Origin of the sequence: Gordonia sp. VNK1 (assembly GCF_040049135.1) — a bacterium.
GTDB classification, from domain to species: domain Bacteria; phylum Actinomycetota; class Actinomycetes; order Mycobacteriales; family Mycobacteriaceae; genus Gordonia; species Gordonia oleivorans.
The window spans coordinates 42815-61917 of sequence record NZ_JBDZDJ010000018.1 but is presented as its reverse complement, the minus strand read 5'-3'; the positions used below and the strand labels follow the sequence as shown (position 1 = coordinate 61917).

General features: G+C 65.7%; 14 protein-coding genes. 7 read left to right on the top strand and 7 right to left on the bottom strand.

The features are described 5' to 3' along the window. Positions 1-164: 164 nt before the first annotated feature. From ABLE94_RS19520 to ABLE94_RS19500, 5 genes are read right to left on the bottom strand one after another with little or no spacing between them, the layout of a single operon-like run. The gene (locus ABLE94_RS19520) at positions 165-839 is read right to left on the bottom strand and encodes a TetR family transcriptional regulator (RefSeq protein WP_348802846.1); all 675 of its coding nucleotides are present in this window, start codon (positions 837-839) and stop codon (positions 165-167) included. Positions 840-880: 41 nt separating this feature from the next. Then, a complete protein-coding gene (locus tag ABLE94_RS19515; protein ID WP_348802847.1) occupies positions 881-1864 on the bottom strand; it encodes an NADPH:quinone oxidoreductase family protein in 984 nt (327 codons plus the stop codon). A 52-nt stretch (positions 1865-1916) separates the two neighbouring features. Continuing rightward, positions 1917-3023 (bottom strand): acyl-CoA dehydrogenase family protein, encoded by a 1107-nt coding sequence (locus tag ABLE94_RS19510; protein ID WP_348809574.1) that lies wholly within the window; start codon positions 3021-3023, stop codon positions 1917-1919. Beyond that, on the bottom strand, positions 3020-4213 hold the full coding sequence (locus tag ABLE94_RS19505) for an acyl-CoA dehydrogenase family protein (RefSeq protein ID WP_348809573.1): 1194 nt from the start codon (positions 4211-4213) through the stop codon (positions 3020-3022). The genes ABLE94_RS19510 and ABLE94_RS19505 overlap by 4 nt, the downstream gene beginning before the upstream one ends. A 29-nt stretch (positions 4214-4242) precedes the next feature. Further along, on the bottom strand, positions 4243-5025 hold the full coding sequence (locus tag ABLE94_RS19500; RefSeq protein WP_348802850.1) for an SDR family oxidoreductase: 783 nt from the start codon (positions 5023-5025) through the stop codon (positions 4243-4245). A gap of 104 nt (positions 5026-5129) precedes the next feature. Between ABLE94_RS19500 and ABLE94_RS19495 the strand changes: the two genes are divergently transcribed. From ABLE94_RS19495 to ABLE94_RS19485, 3 genes are all read left to right on the top strand, one after another. After that, positions 5130-5609 carry a MaoC family dehydratase gene (locus ABLE94_RS19495; protein ID WP_348802852.1) on the top strand — a complete coding sequence of 160 codons (480 nt, stop codon included), beginning with the start codon at positions 5130-5132 and terminating at the stop codon, positions 5607-5609. 54 nt (positions 5610-5663) lie between these two features. Beyond that, a complete protein-coding gene (locus ABLE94_RS19490) occupies positions 5664-7175 on the top strand; it encodes an AMP-binding protein (RefSeq protein ID WP_348802853.1) in 1512 nt (503 codons plus the stop codon). A gap of 475 nt (positions 7176-7650) precedes the next feature. After that, complete coding sequence (locus ABLE94_RS19485) at positions 7651-9921, top strand: DUF222 domain-containing protein (protein WP_348802854.1); 2271 nt, start codon at positions 7651-7653, stop codon at positions 9919-9921. A gap of 248 nt (positions 9922-10169) precedes the next feature. Here the strand turns inward: ABLE94_RS19485 and ABLE94_RS19480 are convergent, their stop codons facing one another. Both ABLE94_RS19480 and ABLE94_RS19475 read right to left on the bottom strand, forming a co-directional pair. After that, a complete protein-coding gene (locus ABLE94_RS19480) occupies positions 10170-13424 on the bottom strand; it encodes an acetyl-CoA carboxylase family protein (RefSeq protein WP_348809572.1) in 3255 nt (1084 codons plus the stop codon). A 132-nt stretch (positions 13425-13556) separates the two neighbouring features. Next, positions 13557-14942, bottom strand: coding sequence for an MFS transporter (locus ABLE94_RS19475; protein ID WP_348809571.1), 1386 nt, complete (start codon positions 14940-14942; stop codon positions 13557-13559). Between the two features lie 238 nt (positions 14943-15180). On the opposite strand from ABLE94_RS19475, the gene ABLE94_RS19470 reads away from it, so the two are divergent. The 4 genes from ABLE94_RS19470 (at position 15181) to ABLE94_RS19455 (ending at position 18886) form a co-directional block, all read left to right on the top strand. Then, positions 15181-16269 carry a ferredoxin reductase gene (locus tag ABLE94_RS19470; RefSeq protein WP_348802857.1) on the top strand — a complete coding sequence of 363 codons (1089 nt, stop codon included), beginning with the start codon at positions 15181-15183 and terminating at the stop codon, positions 16267-16269. 2 nt (positions 16270-16271) lie between these two features. Continuing rightward, entirely contained in the window at positions 16272-17483 is a 1212-nt protein-coding gene (locus ABLE94_RS19465; RefSeq protein WP_348802859.1) for a fatty acid desaturase family protein, read from the top strand. A 58-nt stretch (positions 17484-17541) separates the two neighbouring features. After that, complete coding sequence (locus tag ABLE94_RS19460) at positions 17542-18267, top strand: hypothetical protein (RefSeq protein ID WP_348809570.1); 726 nt, start codon at positions 17542-17544, stop codon at positions 18265-18267. Between the two features lie 115 nt (positions 18268-18382). After that, positions 18383-18886, top strand: coding sequence for a DUF4395 domain-containing protein (locus ABLE94_RS19455; RefSeq protein ID WP_348802861.1), 504 nt, complete (start codon positions 18383-18385; stop codon positions 18884-18886). Positions 18887-19103: the final 217 nt, after the last annotated feature.

Below are 19103 nucleotides of genomic sequence, written 5' to 3'. Positions count from 1 at the left end.
GGGGTCTCCTGACTCAGACTGCTCGGACGCGAGCGTGCACGTGGTGCACGGCAACGTCGGCCATCTTGGCCCTGAGGGCGCCGGTTGCCCACCGTTGAAATCGCGGTGAGCCCAACCCATGTCCGGTCAGTTGCGGTGTGCCGGTGCCCCGTCCGGTCGCCCGATCATGGTTCCGGGTGCCAACGACCCATGCCGAGAAAGACCATCACCAGTTGCCGTTCGGTGCGGGTGACGATCTCCTGTTCGGCGTCGGGTCCCCGGCGATCACCGTCGAGCAGGTCGGCGACGGCGGTCAGCATGATCGTGACGATGAGTTCGGCAGCCAGTTCGAGGTCCTGCGGCTGCCACTGCGCGAGATCGGGTAGCCGCGACAGGTCGATGGCGAGTTCCTTGGAAAACAGCCGCAACTCGGTGTCGATGGCGCGACGGATCTCGGCGACACCGCCGTGCTGCTCCCGGACCAGGAAGCGAAACGCGGTCTCGTTGTCATGGACGTGCCGCAGCAGGATGGCCAGTGAATTCTGCGCGGTCGGCAACGCCTGCCGCGCCGCGAGGTCACGCCTGCCCTCCCGCAGGGTTCGGCGCAGGATGCGCATCGAGTCCTCGACCAGGGTGACGCCGAGATCCTCCATCGAGGCGAAGTGCCGATAGAACGCGGTCGGCACGATCCCCGCGCCACGGGCGACCTCACGCAGGCTGATGGTGGCGAAGCTGCGTTCACTCACCAGTTCCAGGGTGGTGTCGAGCAGTGCCTGCCGTGTCCGGTTCTTCTTGTCGGCGCGGCTCTCGGTGTCCGAATCCCGCGCGGGGCGCGTCGAGGAACGTCGGGTTCGGGTCACCGGGTGAGTCTATCGCGGCGCGCGCCGGCTCCCGGAGCAGCTCAGGGCAGGAAGACCAGGCGTCCGACCGTGGTGCCGGCACCCAGCCGACTCAGACCATCGGCCACATCGGTGAACGCGAGTCGCTCCGAGATCAGCGGCGTGACCAGGCCCTTGTCGGCCAGTCGCAGCAGCTCGGCATGACAATCGTCGATGACCTCCGGATTCTTGGTCTGATAGAGCCCCCAATGCAGCCCGACGATCGAGTAGTTCTTGATCAGCGCGTGATTGAGCGCCGGCTGCGGAATGGTGCCGCCGGCGAATCCGATCACGACGATCCGGCCCTCGAATGCGATGCACTTCGTCGAGCCCGCGTATGCGTCGCCGCCGACGGGATCGAAGACGATGTCGGCGCCGTGGCCGTCGGTGAAGTCCTTCACCGCGGCGACGACATCCTCGGTATGACGGTCGACGACGAGGTCGGCGCCCAGCTCACGCACATACTGCGCCTTCTCATCGCCACCGACCACTCCGACGACACGGGCTCCGGCGGCCTTGCCGAGCTGCACGGCGGCGCTGCCGACGCCGCCGGCAGCGGCGTGCACCAGCAGGACATCGCCGGCCGAGATCTGGGTGCGACGGTGCAGGGCGAACCACGCGGTCTGGTAGCCGATGGTCAGGGCTGCGGCCTCGGCGTCGTCGAGCGCATCGGGCGCGGCGAAGACCGACCTCTGCTGCATCAGCGCGTACTCGGCGAAGGCGCCGCCGGGCAGGATCGGCGTGCCGACGACGCGGTCTCCGACGACCGCGCGGGTCACGTCGTCGCCGATCTCGACGACCTCACCGCACAATTCGACTCCCGGCGTGAACGGCAACGGCGGCTTGATCTGATACTCGCCTCGACACAGCAGCACGTCGGGGAAGTTGGCCGGTGCGGCAAGGACTTTCACCTTCACCTGGCCGGGTCCCGGGGTGGGCTCGTCGATCTCGTCGAGGCTCAGGGCATCGGTGGGTTCGCCGAGTTCGTGCACTCGCCAGCTTCTCATCAGGGTGCCTCCTCCAAAGGTGTTGTGTGAATGTGTCATTGGTGGTGTCGGGTCAGTTCGGGGGCAGAGCGACGAGTTCGGCGAGGCGGGCCCGGTGCCAGTAGCCGTCGCCGAGTGCGATCTGATCGGCCTTGGCGCGCTTGAGGTACAGGTGCGCCGGGTACTCCCACGTCATGCCGATCCCGCCGTGCAGTTGCACACATTCCTCGGCGGCCCTGACCGCGGTGTCACCGCAGTACGATGCCGCGACATGCGCGGCGATCCCGGCGTCGTCGTCGCGGGCGATGGTGTCGCCGGCGTAGCGGGCTGCGGCACCCGCCGAGCTGACCTCCAGCCACAGGTCGGCCAATCGGTGTTTGATGGCCTGGTAGGAGCCGATCTGTCGGCCGAACTGCCTGCGGTCCTTCACATATGCCAGTGTGGTGTCGAAGCACCACTGGGCGACCCCCAACTGTTCGGAGGCGAGCAGCGCCGAGGCCGTCCGCAGAGCGGTGCGGAGCGCATGATCGGGATCGCGCGTGTCGACGCGTCGGGCGGGGGCGGCGGTGAACTCCACGTCCGCCAACGGACGGGTCATGTCGAGGGCGAGAATCGGACGAACGTGCACACCGGGCGAAGTCGATTCCACCACATGAAGTTCGGTGCCATCATCGCCGATCGCCGGGACCACCAGGATGTCGGCCTCGGCGGCACCGGCGACGGTGTCGACGCGCCCGGACACGGTGCCGTCGTGCGCGGTCACCACCGGATCGACGGCCGCCGCCGAGAACGGCACCACGAGGGCCGCGGTGATCGCACCCTCCGCGAGTCGCGCAACGGTGTCGGTGTCACCGGCGTTGAGCAGGGCCAGTGTCGCCAGGACCGCCGACGAGAGGTAGGGCACCGGTGCGACGGCTCGGCCGATCTCCTCGCAGACGACGGCAGCCTCACGCGCGGATGCTCCTGCGCCGCCGAGGCTTTCCGGAACGAGGAGGCCGGCGAGTCCGAGGTCGACGGCGAGGGTCTTCCACACTCCGCTGACGTCGGGCGCCGGGTTGTCGTAGGAGCTCATCACGACGTCGGTCGGGAGTCGGTCGGAGAAGAGTCGACGCACCGAATCCCGCAGCGCGACTTCGGTGTCGGAGTAGTCGAGGTCGGCTGCGGCAGGCTGGGTGATCATCGGGGCAGGTCCTTCCAGGCGACGTCTTTGTCGACGCGGTGTTCGGGGGGCAGTCCGAGTACACGTTCGGCGACGACGTTGCGCAGGATCTCCGAGGTGCCGCCCTCGATCGAATTGCCCTTGGCGCGCAGGTAGCGGTAACCGGCGTCGCGGCCGGTGAAGTCCACGCTTTCGGGTCGGCGCAGTGACCAGTCGTCGTAGCGTAGGCCGGCAGATCCGGAGATCTCGAGATCGAAGCCCGAGATCTGTTGGGCCTGACGGGCGAAGGCCAGTTTCATCGCCGATCCCTCGGGTCCGGGTTGACCGGCTGCGAGTTGCCCGCGGAGTCGTTCGCCGGTGAGTCGGGTGACCTCGGCATCGACCCAGAGTCGCATCAGGGTGTCGAGTTTCGACGGGTCGCGGACGTCGGGGTCGGCGCGCCAGTGGTCGGCAAGTTTGCCGATCATGCCGCCTTCGCGTGGTGCACCCGAACCGATGGCGACGCGCTCGTTGTTGAGTGTCGTGGTGGCCACCCGCCAACCGTTGCCGATGTCGCTGATGCGGTTGGCGTCCGGGATGCGGACGTCGGTGAGGAACACCTCGTTGAACTCGGCTTCGCCGGTGATCTGGCGCAGCGGCCGGATCTCGATGCCGGGGTCGGCCATGTCGACGATGAAGTAGGTCAGCCCGGCGTGTTTGGGCGCCGACGGATCGGTGCGCGCCACCAGAATGGCGCGTTGGGCGTTGTGGGCGCCGGAGGTCCAGACCTTCTGTCCGTTGACGATCCACTCGTCGCCGTCTCGGACGGCGCGGGTGGCGACCGCGGCGAGGTCGGATCCGGCACCGGGTTCGCTGAAGAGTTGACAGTAGATGTGTTCACCGGTGTAGAGCGGACGCAGGAACCTGGCGCGTTGTTCGTCGGTGCCGAGCGCGGCGATGGTCGGCGCGGCCATTCCCAGTCCGATCCCGTTGCGGCTCTTGGCGGGTCCCGGTGCACCGGCCGCGTCGAGGGCGGCGTCGACCTGCGCCTGGTGGGTCTGCGCGATACCGAGACCGCCGTACCCTTTCGGAAAGTGCACCCAGGCCAGTCCGGCGTCGAATCGTGCACCCAGGAAGTCGGCTGCGGGCGTGGTGGCCGGGTCGCGCGTGTCGAGCAGCTCCCTCACCCGGGTGTGCAGTTCGGTCTCAACCGCGTCGGCGGAGTGGTCCACAAGGTCTCCTGGTGTCGTGCGGTGGTTGGTCAGTGTGCGGCAAGTGCGTCGGATCGATACGGCGCGGCATCCCCGAGATGCTGACCACCGTCCACAATCATGATCTCGCCGGTCATCCAGGACGCCGCATCGGAGGCGAGATAAGTGATGGCGGAGGCGATGTCGTCGGGTTCACCGATGCGCCCGAGTGCTGTCACGTCGGCCACCTGGGCCTCATGTTCCTTCCAGAGCGCCTCGGCCAGGCGGGTCCGCACCACGCCCGGCGCGACGGCGTTGACCCGGACTCGAGGTGAGAGTTCCAGTGCCAGTTGCTTGGTCGCGTATATCAGGGCAGCTTTGGACGTGTTGTAGAGCCCGATCATCGGCTCATGACCGAGACCGCCAATGGAGGCGGTGTTGATGACCGATCCACCGTGCTCCCCCATCCACCTCTCGACGGCGATGGCCGTCCACATCAACGGTCCCCAGACATTGACGTCCATGATCTTGGCGAACCGTGCGTGGTCCTGGGCGATCAGCGGCCCGTAAGCGGGATTGGTTCCGGCGTTGTTGACCAGGATGTCCACGGAGCCAAAGCACTCCATCGTCTTCTCGATGCACGCGCGAGCCTGGTCCTCCTCGGCCGCGTGCGCACCGATGCCGAGCACCTCCGGTCCGATCTGTTGTGCGGCAGCCACTGCCGCTTCCGCGTTCCGTGATGTCACCACGACGTTGGCACCGGCGGCGGCCAGAGCTGTGGCGGCGGCGAATCCGATTCCGCGCGACGCGCCGGTGACCACCGCGGTCCGGCCCGTCAGATCTGCGAGCGACATGCAATTTCACCTTTCGACAGTGACCTGGGTCTCTCCATCATCTATAGTTGAAGTCGGAATCAAGTTCAACTCATGCCATCCCCACACCCATACAGGAGGCGTCCATGCCTGCACTCACACTGCCCGTCCGCCCCGCGAACGCCGCCGACCTGCGGTCATTGATCGGCGTCGAGTTGGGTCCTACGCCGTGGTACGAGGTGAGTCAGAACCGGGTGAACGCGTTTGCCGACGCCACCGATGACCATCAGTGGATTCACATCGATCCGGCCCGCGCCGCGGGGAGTCCACTCGGAACGACCATCGTCCACGGTTTGCTGTCCCTGTCGCTCGGCCCGCATCTGTCCGGGCAACTGCTGCGGTTCGACGGCTTCGCGCATGCATTGAACTACGGCTACAACAAGGTTCGCTTTCCGGCACCGGTGCCGGTGGGTTCTCGTGTGCGCATGCGGGTGTCGGTGATCTCGGCCGACGAGGTTCCCGGCGGAATCCAGGTGGTCACCTCACAGACCCTCGAGTGCGAGGGGTCGGACAAGCCGGTGATGGTGGCGGAGTCTCTCGGCCGGGTCGTCGCCGCCGACTCATGACGGCCACCAGCACCATTCACCGATTCTGATCCCCCTAACCACAGGAGTTCCCGCATGCCCTCGGTCCTCGACCCTGTCCGCCACCACGCCGTCACCACCCCGGAAGCGGTCGCGCTCCGCGCGGAAGGGACCCAATGGTCCTATCACGATCTGTACGAGATGGCGCTGACGTATGCGGGCGGTCTCCTCACTGCAGGCGTGCGCCCGGGTGACCGGGTGCTCCTCGCCGCACCGTCGGTTCCCGAGTTCGCCGTCGCCTATCTCGGCGTGCAGGCGCTCGGCGCCACCGTCATCACGGTGAACACCATGTCGACTGCGGCGGAGATCGAGTACTTCTTGACCAATTCCTCTGCCGCACTCGCCATTCGCTGGCATGAACTCGGACCGGCGGTCACCGATGCCGCGCACGCCGTCGGCGTGGACGTCATCGACCTCCTGCCCGGCGCACCGTCCGGCGACCGACGCATCGACGCTCCCGCCGATCGCGATCGCGAGGACACCGCGGCGATCCTGTACACCTCCGGCACCACCGGGAAGCCCAAGGGCGCGGAACTGACGGTGGGCAATCTCCTTGCAGCGGGCGAGATCGCCGCGTCTCTGAGTCGCGGTACCGCCGATGACCGTATCGGCACCGGCCTGCCACTGTTCCACGTGTTCGGCCAGGCCTCGGTGATGATGGCCGGCTTCACCTCGGGCGCATCGGTTTCGCTGCTGCCGCGGTTCAGTCCCGAGGGAATGCTCGACATGCTGCGTCGTGACCGCCTCACCATCATGTGTGGCGTGCCGACCATGTGGAATGCCATGCTGCACAACGTTCCCGACGACGCCGCCGCCGATTTCGCACAGTTGCGGGTGGCGGTGTCGGGTGGCGCATCATTGCCCGGCGACATCGCGAAGGCGTTTGAAAAGCGATTCGATTGCACCCTCCTCGAGGGCTACGGCTTGACCGAGACGACGGCGATGGCGACCTTCAACGACATCGATCGCGGCGGAAAGATCGGGTCCACCGGATCCGTGGCGCCACGCACGGAGATCGAAATCCGGGACAGCGACGGAAAGCGCTGCGCGACCGGCATTGTCGGCGAGGTGTTCATCAAGGGCGACACGGTGATGAAGGGCTACTGGCGCATGCCCGACGCCACCGCGGCCGTGCTGTCACCGGACGGTTGGTTCCGGACCGGCGATCTCGGCGAGTTCGACGACGACGGTGATCTCCGGATCGTCGACCGCGTCAAGGATCTCATCATCCGCGGCGGCTACAACGTGTATCCCGGTGAGGTCGAAGAAGTACTGTACGCGCACCCCGACGTTGTGGAGGCGGCCGTCATCGGGATCGCCGACGATCACTACGGCGAGGAAGTGGCAGCAGTCGTGGCCCTTCGACCCGAGGCGGCCGCCACCGCCGAAGAGATCACAGCATGGTGCCGGGAGCGACTGTCCGCGTATAAGATTCCACGAATCATCGCGTTCACCGACGCCCTACCCAAAGGTTCGACCGGCAAGATCCTCAAACGGCAGATCGACCGAACCGCACTTCGCCCGGTCGAGCGCTCATCCGTCGGCTGAGTCCCGATCGGCCGGCCGAGCACTCCCCCGCCCGGCGGTCGAGCACACTCGTCTCACCGATCAAGCCCCACATTTCGCCGGTCAAGCACCCCTTCTCGCCGGTCGAGCACCCTCGTCTCGCCGGTCGAGCACCCTCGTCTCGCCGATCGAGACCCCAGATCGTTGGCAGAGCCCCACCCCGCTGGCCGAGTCTCTATCCCGTCGGTCGAGTCTCTATCCCGTCGGTCGAGTCTCTATCCCGTCGGTCGAGTCTCTTATCCCGCCGGTCGAGCCCCTTATCCCGCCGGTCGAGCCGGTCCGGAGCGCTAGCGGAGGACCGTGTCGAGACCTCGCAAGCCGACGCTGAAAACTGCACCACCCCAACCACACTCACGTATGCACAACCTGTGAATAGAAAACACTTGCGAGTCTTGTAAAAGTGGCTATAATAGAACACATACGCCACAACGGCCTTCTCGGGGGAGGTGACATCAGCATGACAGACACCACCGACACTCCCATGTCGCAACCACTGCAGCTGATGCACCAGATCAACGCGTTGCTCGACGAGTTGGCCCAGACTCCGATGACCGCATGCTCGGACACCGAGGTCATCGAAGCAGCAAGACTGTCCGAACAGATCGCCACCCGCACCCACTTCCAAGGCGACCGCGCGATCCTGGAAATCTCGGATCGCAATGTGCACCGCAAAGTCGGCAAAGTCAGCCTGTCCAACTTTCTGAACTTCGATCTGCGGATCGCGCAACCCACCATGCGCATCGCGCACATGAAAGCCACCGCCCGGTTCCACGGACTGACCGGACAACCGGAGGAACCGAAATACCCCACCCTGTCGGCCGCCTATGAGAAGGGCCTGATCGGTCACACCCACCTGTCGGCGGCGTTGGAAGCCCTGGACAAGATCCCGGGCGCGGTCCCGCATGACAAGAAGGTCGCCGCCGAAGAAACCTTGGGTGAGAAAGCCACCGAACACATCCCCGCCGACATCACCAAGATGGGTGCCCGGATTCTGGCGCACCTCGACCCCGACGGGCAGTTGGTGGAGGAGAAGGAACGCCAACAGCGCCGCAATCTGTGGATCAACCAGTCCCGGGTCGATGGGATGGCGAAACTCAACGGGCACCTACCCCCGGTCACCCGCGCCCTGTGGGACACCATGCTCGACGCCTGGGCCAAACCCGGAATGAACAACTTGGAGGATGCCGAATCGCCCACCGGTGCGATCGGTGACGCCGACCCCGACCAACTCGCGGCCGCGGTCAAGCGTGACGACCGCAGCCAGGCGCAACGCAATCTTGATGCGATGCACGTGTTGTTGGTGTCGGCGATGAAAGAAGGGGTGCTCGGCAAGACTCATCGGGGTTTGCCGGTCGCGTTGATCGCGAAAGCGTTCGTGACCGATCTGCTGGCCGGCGCCGGGTATGCCACCACAGCTTCGGGTTCGACGATTCCGATTCCGGATTTACTGAGCGCGTTGGGGGACATCGAGGATCCCACCGATGTGCAGCAGTTCCTGGCGGTGTTCTCCGACGCCATCGACCTGCCCCTGTATCTCGGGCGGTCCCGACGGTTGGCGTCGACCGAGCAGCGGATCGCGTCGTTCTCCCGCACCGGTGGCGAAGTGTGCTCGTTCCCCGGCTGCGGACAACCCGCGTCGCATTCGGAAATGCATCACGCCAAAGAGGACTGGGCTGATGGCGGGAAAACCGACATCACCGACCTCGCCCCCGCGTGTGGGCCGCACAACCGGATGGTCGGCCCGAACCCCGGGCAGTACACCACCGGCATCTACGAAGACGGCCCCCTCGCCGGACGGTGCTGGTGGCAACTCAACGCCGAACCCGGCATGCCGGCAAACCCGAAGGTCGTCAACGACCACCCCGACATCACCGCCCTGTACGAGCAGAAACTCGACCAGATCCGCGACCAGATCCACAGCGAGCACACCAGCAGTGCCGATTGTGGTGCCGGCGCAACCGAACCCGCAGACACCGACTCGGGTGACGCCGCCATGGTCGACGCCGACATCGTCGATGCCGAGGCTGTTGATGTCGAAGCCGAAGCCGCTGACGGTGACGTAAATGGTGAGGCCGAGCCGGTCGATACCCACATCGACGAACCGGCCGATCCCGACGCCGACAGCCGCCACGACGCCGAAACCCCGGCAACCGTGGAGGCCGAAACCCCGTCCGACTGTGGGGTTTCGAGTGACGATCACGCTCCGACCGTCGACTCGTCGACCATCGGCGACAGCATCGACATCGCAGACAGCGTCGACCAGGACGACGACCACGAGTCCGGCGTCGCTGACCGGCCCGACCCAGCCGTCGACGAATATGATTCGGGCGCAGCCCAACCCGATCCGGTCGAGCCCCGACCACCCGACCAACGGGACGGGCCCGACGCCGCAGGCGACGAGCACCCCGACGAACCTGGTGTCACCAACACCGGGGAGATCGACCTGGTCATCTTCGACGGCGACGGTGTTCCGATCACCGACGATCCCGACGACCCTGCCACCATTGCCGGGCTCGAACGTGCCTCGCACACCAGGATCCGTGTCAGCGACACGACCACCGAAGATCAGGCACGCGAACGTCGCATCCGTGATGGCGGCATCCGTACCAGCGATGCCGACCGTGAACGTGAGCTCGAGGAACTGGCCGCCATCGGCATGAACCCACGCAACAGCCGGATCGAACGTGTCCTGGCCGCCCGGCTCCACTACTGGCTCGATACGTCCTGAACCAGCCTCGCCCACCGGTACTGGCCGCCCGGCCTCACGACCACAGAAACGTTGTGGCGGTGGGGAGTTACAGCCTTGCCTTACGAGGGTCTCGACACGGTCCTCCGTTTCGACGGAGCTCAACGCGGCGGCTATCGCTCCGGACCGGCTCGACCGGCGGGACGGACGGCTCGACCAACGGGTGGTGAGGCTCGACCAACGGAATGGGTCGGCTCGAACGGTGCGGCCGTACCCTCATCGACCGCAGGTCATTGGCGGTTCCGTGATCTCGCCAGTTGCCGAATCCAGTCACGAGAGGTCGCGGGATCGATGACGTCATCGAGTTCGAAGGTGGTGGCCGACTGCAGCGCCTTGCCATGTGCGTACGCCTTGGCGAGAAGCTCGTCGAAGAGTGCAGCACGCTCACCAGGATCGGTCACCGCTTCGAGTTCCTTCCGAAAGCCCAGCCGCACAGAGCCTTCCAAACCCATGGCGCCGATCTCGCCCGTCGGCCACGCCACCGTGAACTCGGGTGCGTGGAACGAGCCGCCGGCCATGGCCATCGCACCGAGACCGTAGCCCTTGCGGAGGATGATCATGCCGAACGGGACCGTCAGTCGCGCCCCGGCAATGAACATACGCCCGAACCGGCGCACCGTGGCGTCCGTCTCGGATTCGGGACCGACCATGAAACCCGGTGTGTCGCAGAGCGTCACAACAGGCAGTCGGTGTGCTTCGCAGAGTGTGAGGAACTCCGCGGCCTTATCGGCGGCGTCGGCGTCGATCGCACCGCCCAGGTGTGCGTTGGAATTTGCGAGAACGCCGTAGGCGACACCCTCGACCCGGATGAGCGCGGTGACCATGCCGATGCCGTAATCGCGTTGCAGCTCCAGAACCGAATCGACGTCGGCTATCGCATCGATGGCCGAGCGGATAGTGTAGGCGCGCAACCGATTCTCCGGGACCACATGTCGGGCAAGGCGCGCATCGGGCGCCTCCCACTCGTCCAGATCTCCCTGGAAGTACGAGAGGTATTGTCGCGCACTGGCGACGGCGTCGGCCTCGTCGCGCGCCGCGACGTGGACCACTCCGTTTCGCGATTGCACATCTATGGGTCCAATCTCCTCGGGGCGATACACACCGAGTCCGCCACCCTCGACCATCGCCGGCCCGCCCATGCCGATGTTGGCATCGGGGGTGGCGATGAGAACATCACACGCACCAGCCAGTGCGGCGTTCCCGGCGAAACACCGCCCCGACACGATGGCAACAGTGGGTACGACGCCACGCAATCCGGCCATCGAGCGGAAGGTATCGAGTTCCAGACCCGCGGCACCGAGCGCATCGGTGTCGCCGGGACGACCGCCGCCACCTTCGGCGAAAAGCACCAACGGAATCCGCTTACGCCTCGCGATCTCCAGTAGGCGGTCGGTCTTGGCGTGATTGCGCATCCCCTGGGTACCGGCAAGGACGGTGTAGTCGTAGGAGACGACCACCGCCTCCGCTGCCGCCGCACCCACCTGATCGGCACCGATCGTGGCCACACCGCCCACGAGGCCGTCGGCCGGCGTGTTGGCGATCAGGTCCTCTTCGCTGCGACGGGTGCGCTGCGCGGCCAACGCCAACGCACCGTACTCGATGAAACTGCCCTCGTCGACCAGATCGGCGAGGTTCTCACGTGCAGTGCGGCGCCCCTGCGCGTGTCGCTTGGCCACCGCCGCGGGACGAGCGTCGTCGCGAGTGACATCGTGACGACGGAGGATCTCGGCGAGATCCTCGCGGACCTCGTCGGGATCGATCACATCGACCTCGACCGCGACAGTACGCCCATCAACGCCGGCCAGGACCACCAACGCTTCACCGGCAGGTACCGCCCGGGCAGGGTCGCCCAGCACCCGACGAACTTCAACCGGATGAGGCAGCGAGACAACATGTTCCATCTTCATCGCCTCAAGGACCACGATCGGCGCATGTGCGGGGATGACGACGCCCACGGTCGGCAGATCAACAACCACTCCGGCCATCGGCGCGGTCAACACCTGTTCGTCCTCCCCGACCTGCACCTCGTCCCGACGCTCCGATGGATCGTTGGCCAGCGGCTCTGCCGGAGCAAAGTCGGCGATCCGCCGCTCGAAGTAGTCGGTGCCGACAGCACCTGCGCCGAACTCCTTGTCCGCCAACACCGCGCGGAGCACCGCGATCGTGGTCGAGACCCCTTCGATGGCGAAGTCCGCCAACGCGGCGTCGAGTTTGCGGACCGCGGCGGCAAAGTCATCGTGACGTACGTGGCCGATCACCTTGGCCAGCAACGAATCGTAGCGGGGGCTGATCACCAGACCGGGACGGCCATACGTGTCCACGCGGATACCGGGGCCGGTCGGTGGCGAAAAGACCGTCAACACACCGGAATCGGGGGTGGTGGCCGCATCGGGTCCGATGGTCTCGGTATTGATGCGAGCCTGGATCGCGATTCCGCGGCTGGATGCCACCGCCCCCGACACCTGATCGCCCACCACGGTCACACCGGCGGGCAACCCCAGTTCGTCGAGAGCACACCCCTCGGCGACCCGCAGCCCGACCTCGACGAGGTCGACGCCGGTCACCTCTTCGGTGATGGTGTGTTCCACCTGAATTCGTGGGTTGACCTCCAGGAAGACGAACGAGTCTCCGGTGACCAGGAACTCGACGGTGGCCAGCCCGCGATACCTGCTCTGCGCACACAAGGTCACCGCCGACCGATGCAACGCGGACCGCACGTGCGCGTCAAGATCCTGCGCCGGTGCGATCTCCACGAGTTTCTGCCGGCGCCGCTGCACGCTGCAGTCACGGTCGCCGAGCGCGAGAGCGTGCGTCACCCCGGCGTCGTCGCGCGAAGCGACCACCTGCACCTCGATGTGGCGTGCTCCGCGGAGCAGCTCCTCGGCGAACAACGCTCCGGTGCCGAAACCCATCTCGGCCTCGGAAGTGCACACCCGGAATGCCTCACCGAGATCCTCGGGATCGGTCACCGGACGCGTTCCGCGGCCACCGCCGCCGGCGATCGCCTTGAGCATGATTCCGGCCGGATGAGCGAGCAGAAACCATTGCGCGGTGGCCTCGTCGATTCCGCCGTCGGTGGCGTCGAGAACCGGCACGCCTGCCGCAACGGCCGCCGACCGGGCGGCCGCCTTGTCTCCGAACAACTCGAGCGTCTCGGCGTCCGGGCCGACGAAGGTCAGTCCGGCCTCGTCACAGGCGTGCGCGAATTCGGCTGATTCACTGAGGAATCCGTAGCCCGGGTGGACGAGTGTCGCGCCGGCATCCAGGGCCGACTGCACCATCGCCGCGATGTTCAGGTAGGCCGAGGCACCGACACCCGGCAGCGCGATCGCGATCGACGCCGCGGACACGTGTGGGGCGTCGGCGTCGTCTGCCGCGTACACGGCAACGGTGAGGTATCCCAGTTCTCGGGCGGTGCGAATGATCCGCAAGGCGATCTCGCCCCGATTCGCGACGAACACCGTCGCCGGCGTCGGTACCGTCATCTCACGCTCCTTCGATCGTGCTGTCAGATCATCCTCGCGCAGCCGGCCCGTTCATCGACGGCGGGTTCCGGATGTGGCACACACTGCGACGTCCACCGGTCACCCCGGTGGACGCCGCAGTTCGTGCGCGTGTCAGACCGCGTGCGCCAGTCCCGGGAGTGCCTGCGGATCGCTGCGGACCGACGCGGGGTTGGTTTCACGCAGACGCCACGCCGAGGCGAAGGTGATCACACCCATCAGCGCCACGAACACCGCGACCACCGTCGTGGTGCCGGTCTCTTCGATGAGTGCGGTCATGATGAACGGCGTACCGCCACTGATCGTGATGGCGGCGAGTTGGTAGGCCAGCGACGCACCCGAGTACCGGACGTTCAGGGCGAACAATTCACCCATGTAGGCGGCGACCGGCCCGTAGGTCATCGACTGGAAGATCGATCCGACGGTGACCGCGACGAAGAACGCGGTGAGGTTGGCCGTGTTGACGAGCCAGAAGTACGGGAAGGCCCAGACGACGATTCCCACCGCGCCCACCATGATCAAGGGCCGACGGCCGATGCGGTCCGACATCCAGCCGGACCACGCCACGACCGGCACCGAGATCAGGCAACTGAGCATCGACATGGTGAGCAGCTCGTTACGGTTCATGTCCAGTGCGGCCGTGGCGTAGCTCAGCACGCCGGCGATCGAGATGTAGAACAGCGCGTTGGTGGCGGCCAGCAGACCACAGCCGAGCAGGATGGTGCGCCAGCTGCCCTTGATCGCCTCCAGCAGTGGCGCCTGGGGCACGACCTCTTTGCCGGCGGCGACCTGCCGCTCGAGTTCCTTGAACTCCGGTGAGTCCTCGACGCGGGTCTGGATGAAATACACCACCGGGAACAGCACCGCCGACAGCAGGAACGGTATCCGCCAGCCCCAGGACAGGAAGGCCTCGTTGGACACCGACGAACTCGTTCCGACGAAGATCAGATTGCCCAGCAGCACACCGAAACTGACACCCATCTGCCCGAAAGTGCCGGAGAATCCACGACGTTTGGGGCTCGCGGATTCGGTGAGCAACAAGACGATGCCGCCCCACTGACCACCGCACGCCAGTCCCTGCGCGAATCGCAACAGCACCAGCAGGACCGGGGCCGCGACACCGATCGCGCCCGCCGTGGGCAGGCAGCCGATCAGGAAGGTGCACGCCCCCATCACGAACAGGGAGACGACGACCGCCGGTTTGCGCCCGTACTTGTCGCCGTAGTGGCCGGCGATCAGACCGCCGACGGGCCGTGCGACGAAGCCGGCCCAGAACGTGCTGAAGGACAACAGGGTTGCCACGAACGGCGACGAACCGGGAAAGAAGATGTGCGGGAACACCAGCGCGGCCGCGGTGCCGTAGAGGAAGAAGTCGTACCACTCGATGGAGCTTCCGACGAGCCCGGCGGTGAGGAGTTTTCGGTGGGCGCGCCTGCCGTGGGTGTCGGAACTCGTCGGCACCTGCGCGCGCACTCGTTCTGCGGACCTATCTCCTGCCATACCGCTCTCCTGTGATTGTGCTTGTGATTGTGCGAACCAGGATGAAGTTGAGCTCAAATTCAACTGACGCCACTATCGCAAGCCTCGGTAGTGATGTCAATCACTACCGAGGTCATGCTGTGACCAGACAGGAAGTCAGGGTTGCCGTTTTCCCTTGACGAGCGGGGCCCGGATCATGCCACACTGTTCGGAGTACAGATGTTCACTCAAACCGAGTGAGACGAACGGAGCCAGCCCCATGAGCATCCGCTTTCCCGAACTCTTTTCCTCGATCGTCGAGGCGACCATGTCGCCGCATCCGGTCGACCGCTATCTCGAACTCGTCGACCCGATGCTCACCTGGCGCGACCTGCGCGCCCGGGTGACCCGCGTCGAGCATCCGACACCTCGCACCGTCCGACTGACCCTCACTCCGACACGCCAGTGGAAGGGCCACGAAGCAGGACAGTTTGTGCAGCTCAGCGTCGTTGTTGACGGCGTTCGCCAGACACGCTGCTTCTCCCCCGCCAACGCATCGGCCGGGCCGGACGGCACCGTGGAACTGACCATCACCGCCCATGATGACGGCCACGTCTCCCGACACCTGCGAGCACACGCCCGCGTCGGCGATGTGTACGGACTGTCCCAGGCATCCGGCGACTTCACACTACCGGCCGGCGGTGTCGGGGCGCCGGTCTTCATCAGCGGCGGCAGCGGCATTACACCTGCACTCTCAATGCTGCGTACGCTCGTCTCGAATGGCTATCCCGGCACGATCACGTTCGTGCATTACGCACGCACCCCGGCCGATCTCGCGTACCGAGCGGAGCTGTCCGCCTTGGCCGCGGTTCACCCGAATCTCGACCTGCGGATCTTCTACACACGCGGCGGCGAAGAGGGGTCCACGGGTCATTTCACGGCCACCCATCTCGACGGCATCACCGGACATGACGGTTCCGATGTCTTCGTCTGCGGTCCGGCCGCACTGATGGATGCCGTGTTCGAGTACTACGACGCCCACAATCCGACGGCACGCGTGCACAGCGAGGCGTTCACCCTCGCCGCACCCATCGCCGTCGACCCCAACGAGCCCGTCCACGGCGAACTCACGTTCAGCCGTTCGGGCGCGTCGGCGACCAACGACGGTCGCACGATCCTCGACCAGGCCGAATCTGCGGGACTGACCCCGGAGTCGGGCTGCCGCATGGGGATCTGCTTTTCCTGCACCGCAATCAAGAAGTCGGGATGCACCCGCAATGTGCTGACCGGCGAGACCGATACCGAATCCGACACCCAGATCCAGTTGTGCATCAATGCACCCGTCGGCGACGTCGAAATCGAGGTTTAGACATGGCAACCAACATCGTCCCCACTCCGGAGATCGTCGAGAGCACCCCGAATCTCCCCGCCCTGCAGGTTCTTCCGCCGACCCCGTCGGAGGACCGGAACACCCTGCACCTGAGTTACGAGCAGGTCGAGCAGCTCGGCCGTGAGCTCGACGAGATCCGCGCCCGGGTCGTCGCCGACCTGGGCACCAAGGATCGCGAGTACCTCTACAAGATCATCCGCACCCAGCGTGGCCTCGAATTCACCGGGCGCGCATTGTTGTTCGCCGGCTTCTTCCCGCCGGCGTGGGTCGCGGGGGTGGCCGCGTTGTCGGTGTCGAAGATTCTCGACAACATGGAAATCGGCCACAACGTGATGCACGGCCAGTACGACTGGATGCGGGAGGACACCTACAACTCCCGTGAATTCGAGTGGGACAACGTGTGTCCCGGCGATCAGTGGAAGCACAGCCACAACTACCTGCATCACACCTTCACCAACATCCTCGGCGAGGACCGTGACATCGGCTACGGCATCCTGCGGATGGCGCGGGATCAGAAGTGGAATCCGTACTATCTGGGCAACCTCGGGTACGCGACGGCGCTGATGCTGCTCTTCGAGTGGGGTGTGATGCTCCACGATCTCGAGGCGGAGAACCTCGTCGCCGGCAAGCGCAAGTGGAGCGACGTCAAGGGCCTGGTGAAGGGCATGTGGCGCAAGGCAAGTCGACAGGTCCTCAAGGACTATGTGGTCTTCCCTGCGCTGTCGGGCCCGATGTTCATCCCGACCTTGCTGGGCAACGCCACCGCGAACCTGGTGCGCAATGTCTGGGCGTACTCGATCATCTTCTGCGGCCACTTCCCCACCGGGGCGCAGACGTTCACCTCCGAGGAGTGCCAGAACGAAACCCGCGGTCAGTGGTACCTGCGGCAGATGCTCGGCTCGGCCAACATCGAGGGTGGTGAACTGTTCCACATCATGAGCGGCAACCTGTCGCACCAGATCGAGCACCACCTGTTCCCGGACATTCCGGCCAGCCGCTACCCCGAGATGGCCGCCGAGGTCCGCGAGGTGTGCGAACGCCACGGACTGCCGTACAACACCGGTTCGCTGCGCCGTCAGCTGGGCTCGACGTGGATGAAGATCGCGAAGCTGTCGCTGCCGAACTTCATGACCCGCGACGACAATGACCTGAACGTCGTCGTCGAGCGGGAGAAGCCGGCCGGCGCCGCCTGAGAGCCATTCACCACGCCCGCCGGAGCCTGTGCCAACCAGCCAGCGCCCGGCGGGCGCGGTGCGTCTGCACGACGAAGAGCGAGAAAGACCCAACCCATCCAACTCGCCCACCGCTACCCAACCACCACGCCCGGCGGGCGCGCCGCGTCTGCACGACGAAGAGCGAGGAGCGAAGCGACAATGCGATGAGGAGGAAGACGCGGTGCTGCCAGCCCGCCGGGCACGCGCGGACGGAGTCCGCGCCGAATGCAGAGTATCCTCATCGGCGACTGCCGCGTGGACGTTCGTCGTCGCGGTCCCGGGGACAAGGAGACTGACACTCATGGTCGACCGTATTGAACGCAACAAGGATCTGATCCAGGAACTCGTCGAGTCGACCGCTACTCATGTGGGTCAGATCGCCACCATCATCACCTCTGCGGTGGTTGATGTCGCGCGGGAGATCGGCGAGATCATCTCCGATGGGTTCGAGATGCGTGAGGCGTCGCAGAAGGCGAAGGCCGACGAGGCGCGCGTCCTCGATGCCGATCTGGTCGACGACCTCGTCGAGGATCTTCTGGATGTCGAGCCTGCCGAGCCGGCCGAGGCCGGGGTCGCTGATACCGATGCGATCGAGGCCGATATCGAGGTGCCCAATCTGGAGGCGTCGATCGAGGCTCCGGTGGTGCCGCAGGATGTCGAGGATCTTGATTCCGACACCGACAGTCTGGGCTCTCCGGATGGTGGGGAGTCCGCGACTCTCGAGGGGATGATGGAGGCTCCGGTCGCCCCGTCCGAAGACTGACCGGCATCGTTTGCCCTGGTCTTTTGGGTTTCACGCACGCTGAGTCAAAGATTTGGTGCAACTGACGTACACACGTAGCTTGGTTCCGTTACGCAGTTCGAGCCAGGAGGTCAGTGTGTCGGCGCCGTCGGTGTTCACCTTCCCCAATCCGGTCAACGATTACGCGGCCCGCTCGACGGCGGGTCTCGTGGTGGCGCTGGCCGTCGTGACGATCGTCGTCAATCACTGGGCGCTCTACGCGGTGCTGGCGATCGGATTTCTGCTGCGGGTGCTGTCGGGACCCAAGTTGTCGCCGTTCGGCCAGTTGTCGGTGCGGGTGATCGCGCCGAAGATCTGGCGCAAGACGAAGTTGGTCCCGGGTCCGCCGAAGCGGTTCGCGCAGGGCATCGGTCTGGTGGTCAGCACCACCGCGCTGATTCTGAGCCTGCTCGGCTTCGGTCTCGCCGCGCAGATCGTCGTCGGTGTCCTGATCGTCGCCGCGACGCTCGAGTTCGCACTCGGATTCTGCCTGGGCTGCACCATCTTCGGTTTCCTTCAGCGTCGCGGGGTGATTCCCGAGGACGTCTGCGAGGCCTGCAACAACATCTCTCTGCGGGCGCCGAGCGCGCCGGTGTCGTGATTCGCGATTGAGCGTCGGCGCTGCACCGGGTTGAGCGCTGCCCGTTCGGCCGTGGCCGGCGAAGGGTGTTGGCCCGGAAGGGTTTTCGGGTTGCGGGTGGTCTCGACACGCCACGGGCTCGCAAGCTCGCACGAGGCGGCTCGACCAACGAAACACCTGCCACACCCACCAGCCACCGCGACCAACGGGACACACGCCACGGGCTCACAAGCCCGCA

Coding starts and splice junctions, on each gene's coding strand:
- ABLE94_RS19510 (WP_348809574.1), bottom strand. CDS start 3,023: ATGATCACCCAGCCTGCCGCAGCCGACCTCGACTACTCCGACACCGAA.
- ABLE94_RS19485 (WP_348802854.1), top strand. CDS start 7,651: ATGACAGACACCACCGACACTCCCATGTCGCAACCACTGCAGCTGATG.
- ABLE94_RS19500 (WP_348802850.1), bottom strand. CDS start 5,025: ATGTCGCTCGCAGATCTGACGGGCCGGACCGCGGTGGTCACCGGCGCG.
- ABLE94_RS19475 (WP_348809571.1), bottom strand. CDS start 14,942: ATGGCAGGAGATAGGTCCGCAGAACGAGTGCGCGCGCAGGTGCCGACG.
- ABLE94_RS19490 (WP_348802853.1), top strand. CDS start 5,664: ATGCCCTCGGTCCTCGACCCTGTCCGCCACCACGCCGTCACCACCCCG.
- ABLE94_RS19495 (WP_348802852.1), top strand. CDS start 5,130: ATGCCTGCACTCACACTGCCCGTCCGCCCCGCGAACGCCGCCGACCTG.
- ABLE94_RS19465 (WP_348802859.1), top strand. CDS start 16,272: ATGGCAACCAACATCGTCCCCACTCCGGAGATCGTCGAGAGCACCCCG.
- ABLE94_RS19470 (WP_348802857.1), top strand. CDS start 15,181: ATGAGCATCCGCTTTCCCGAACTCTTTTCCTCGATCGTCGAGGCGACC.
- ABLE94_RS19515 (WP_348802847.1), bottom strand. CDS start 1,864: ATGAGAAGCTGGCGAGTGCACGAACTCGGCGAACCCACCGATGCCCTG.
- ABLE94_RS19480 (WP_348809572.1), bottom strand. CDS start 13,424: ATGACGGTACCGACGCCGGCGACGGTGTTCGTCGCGAATCGGGGCGAG.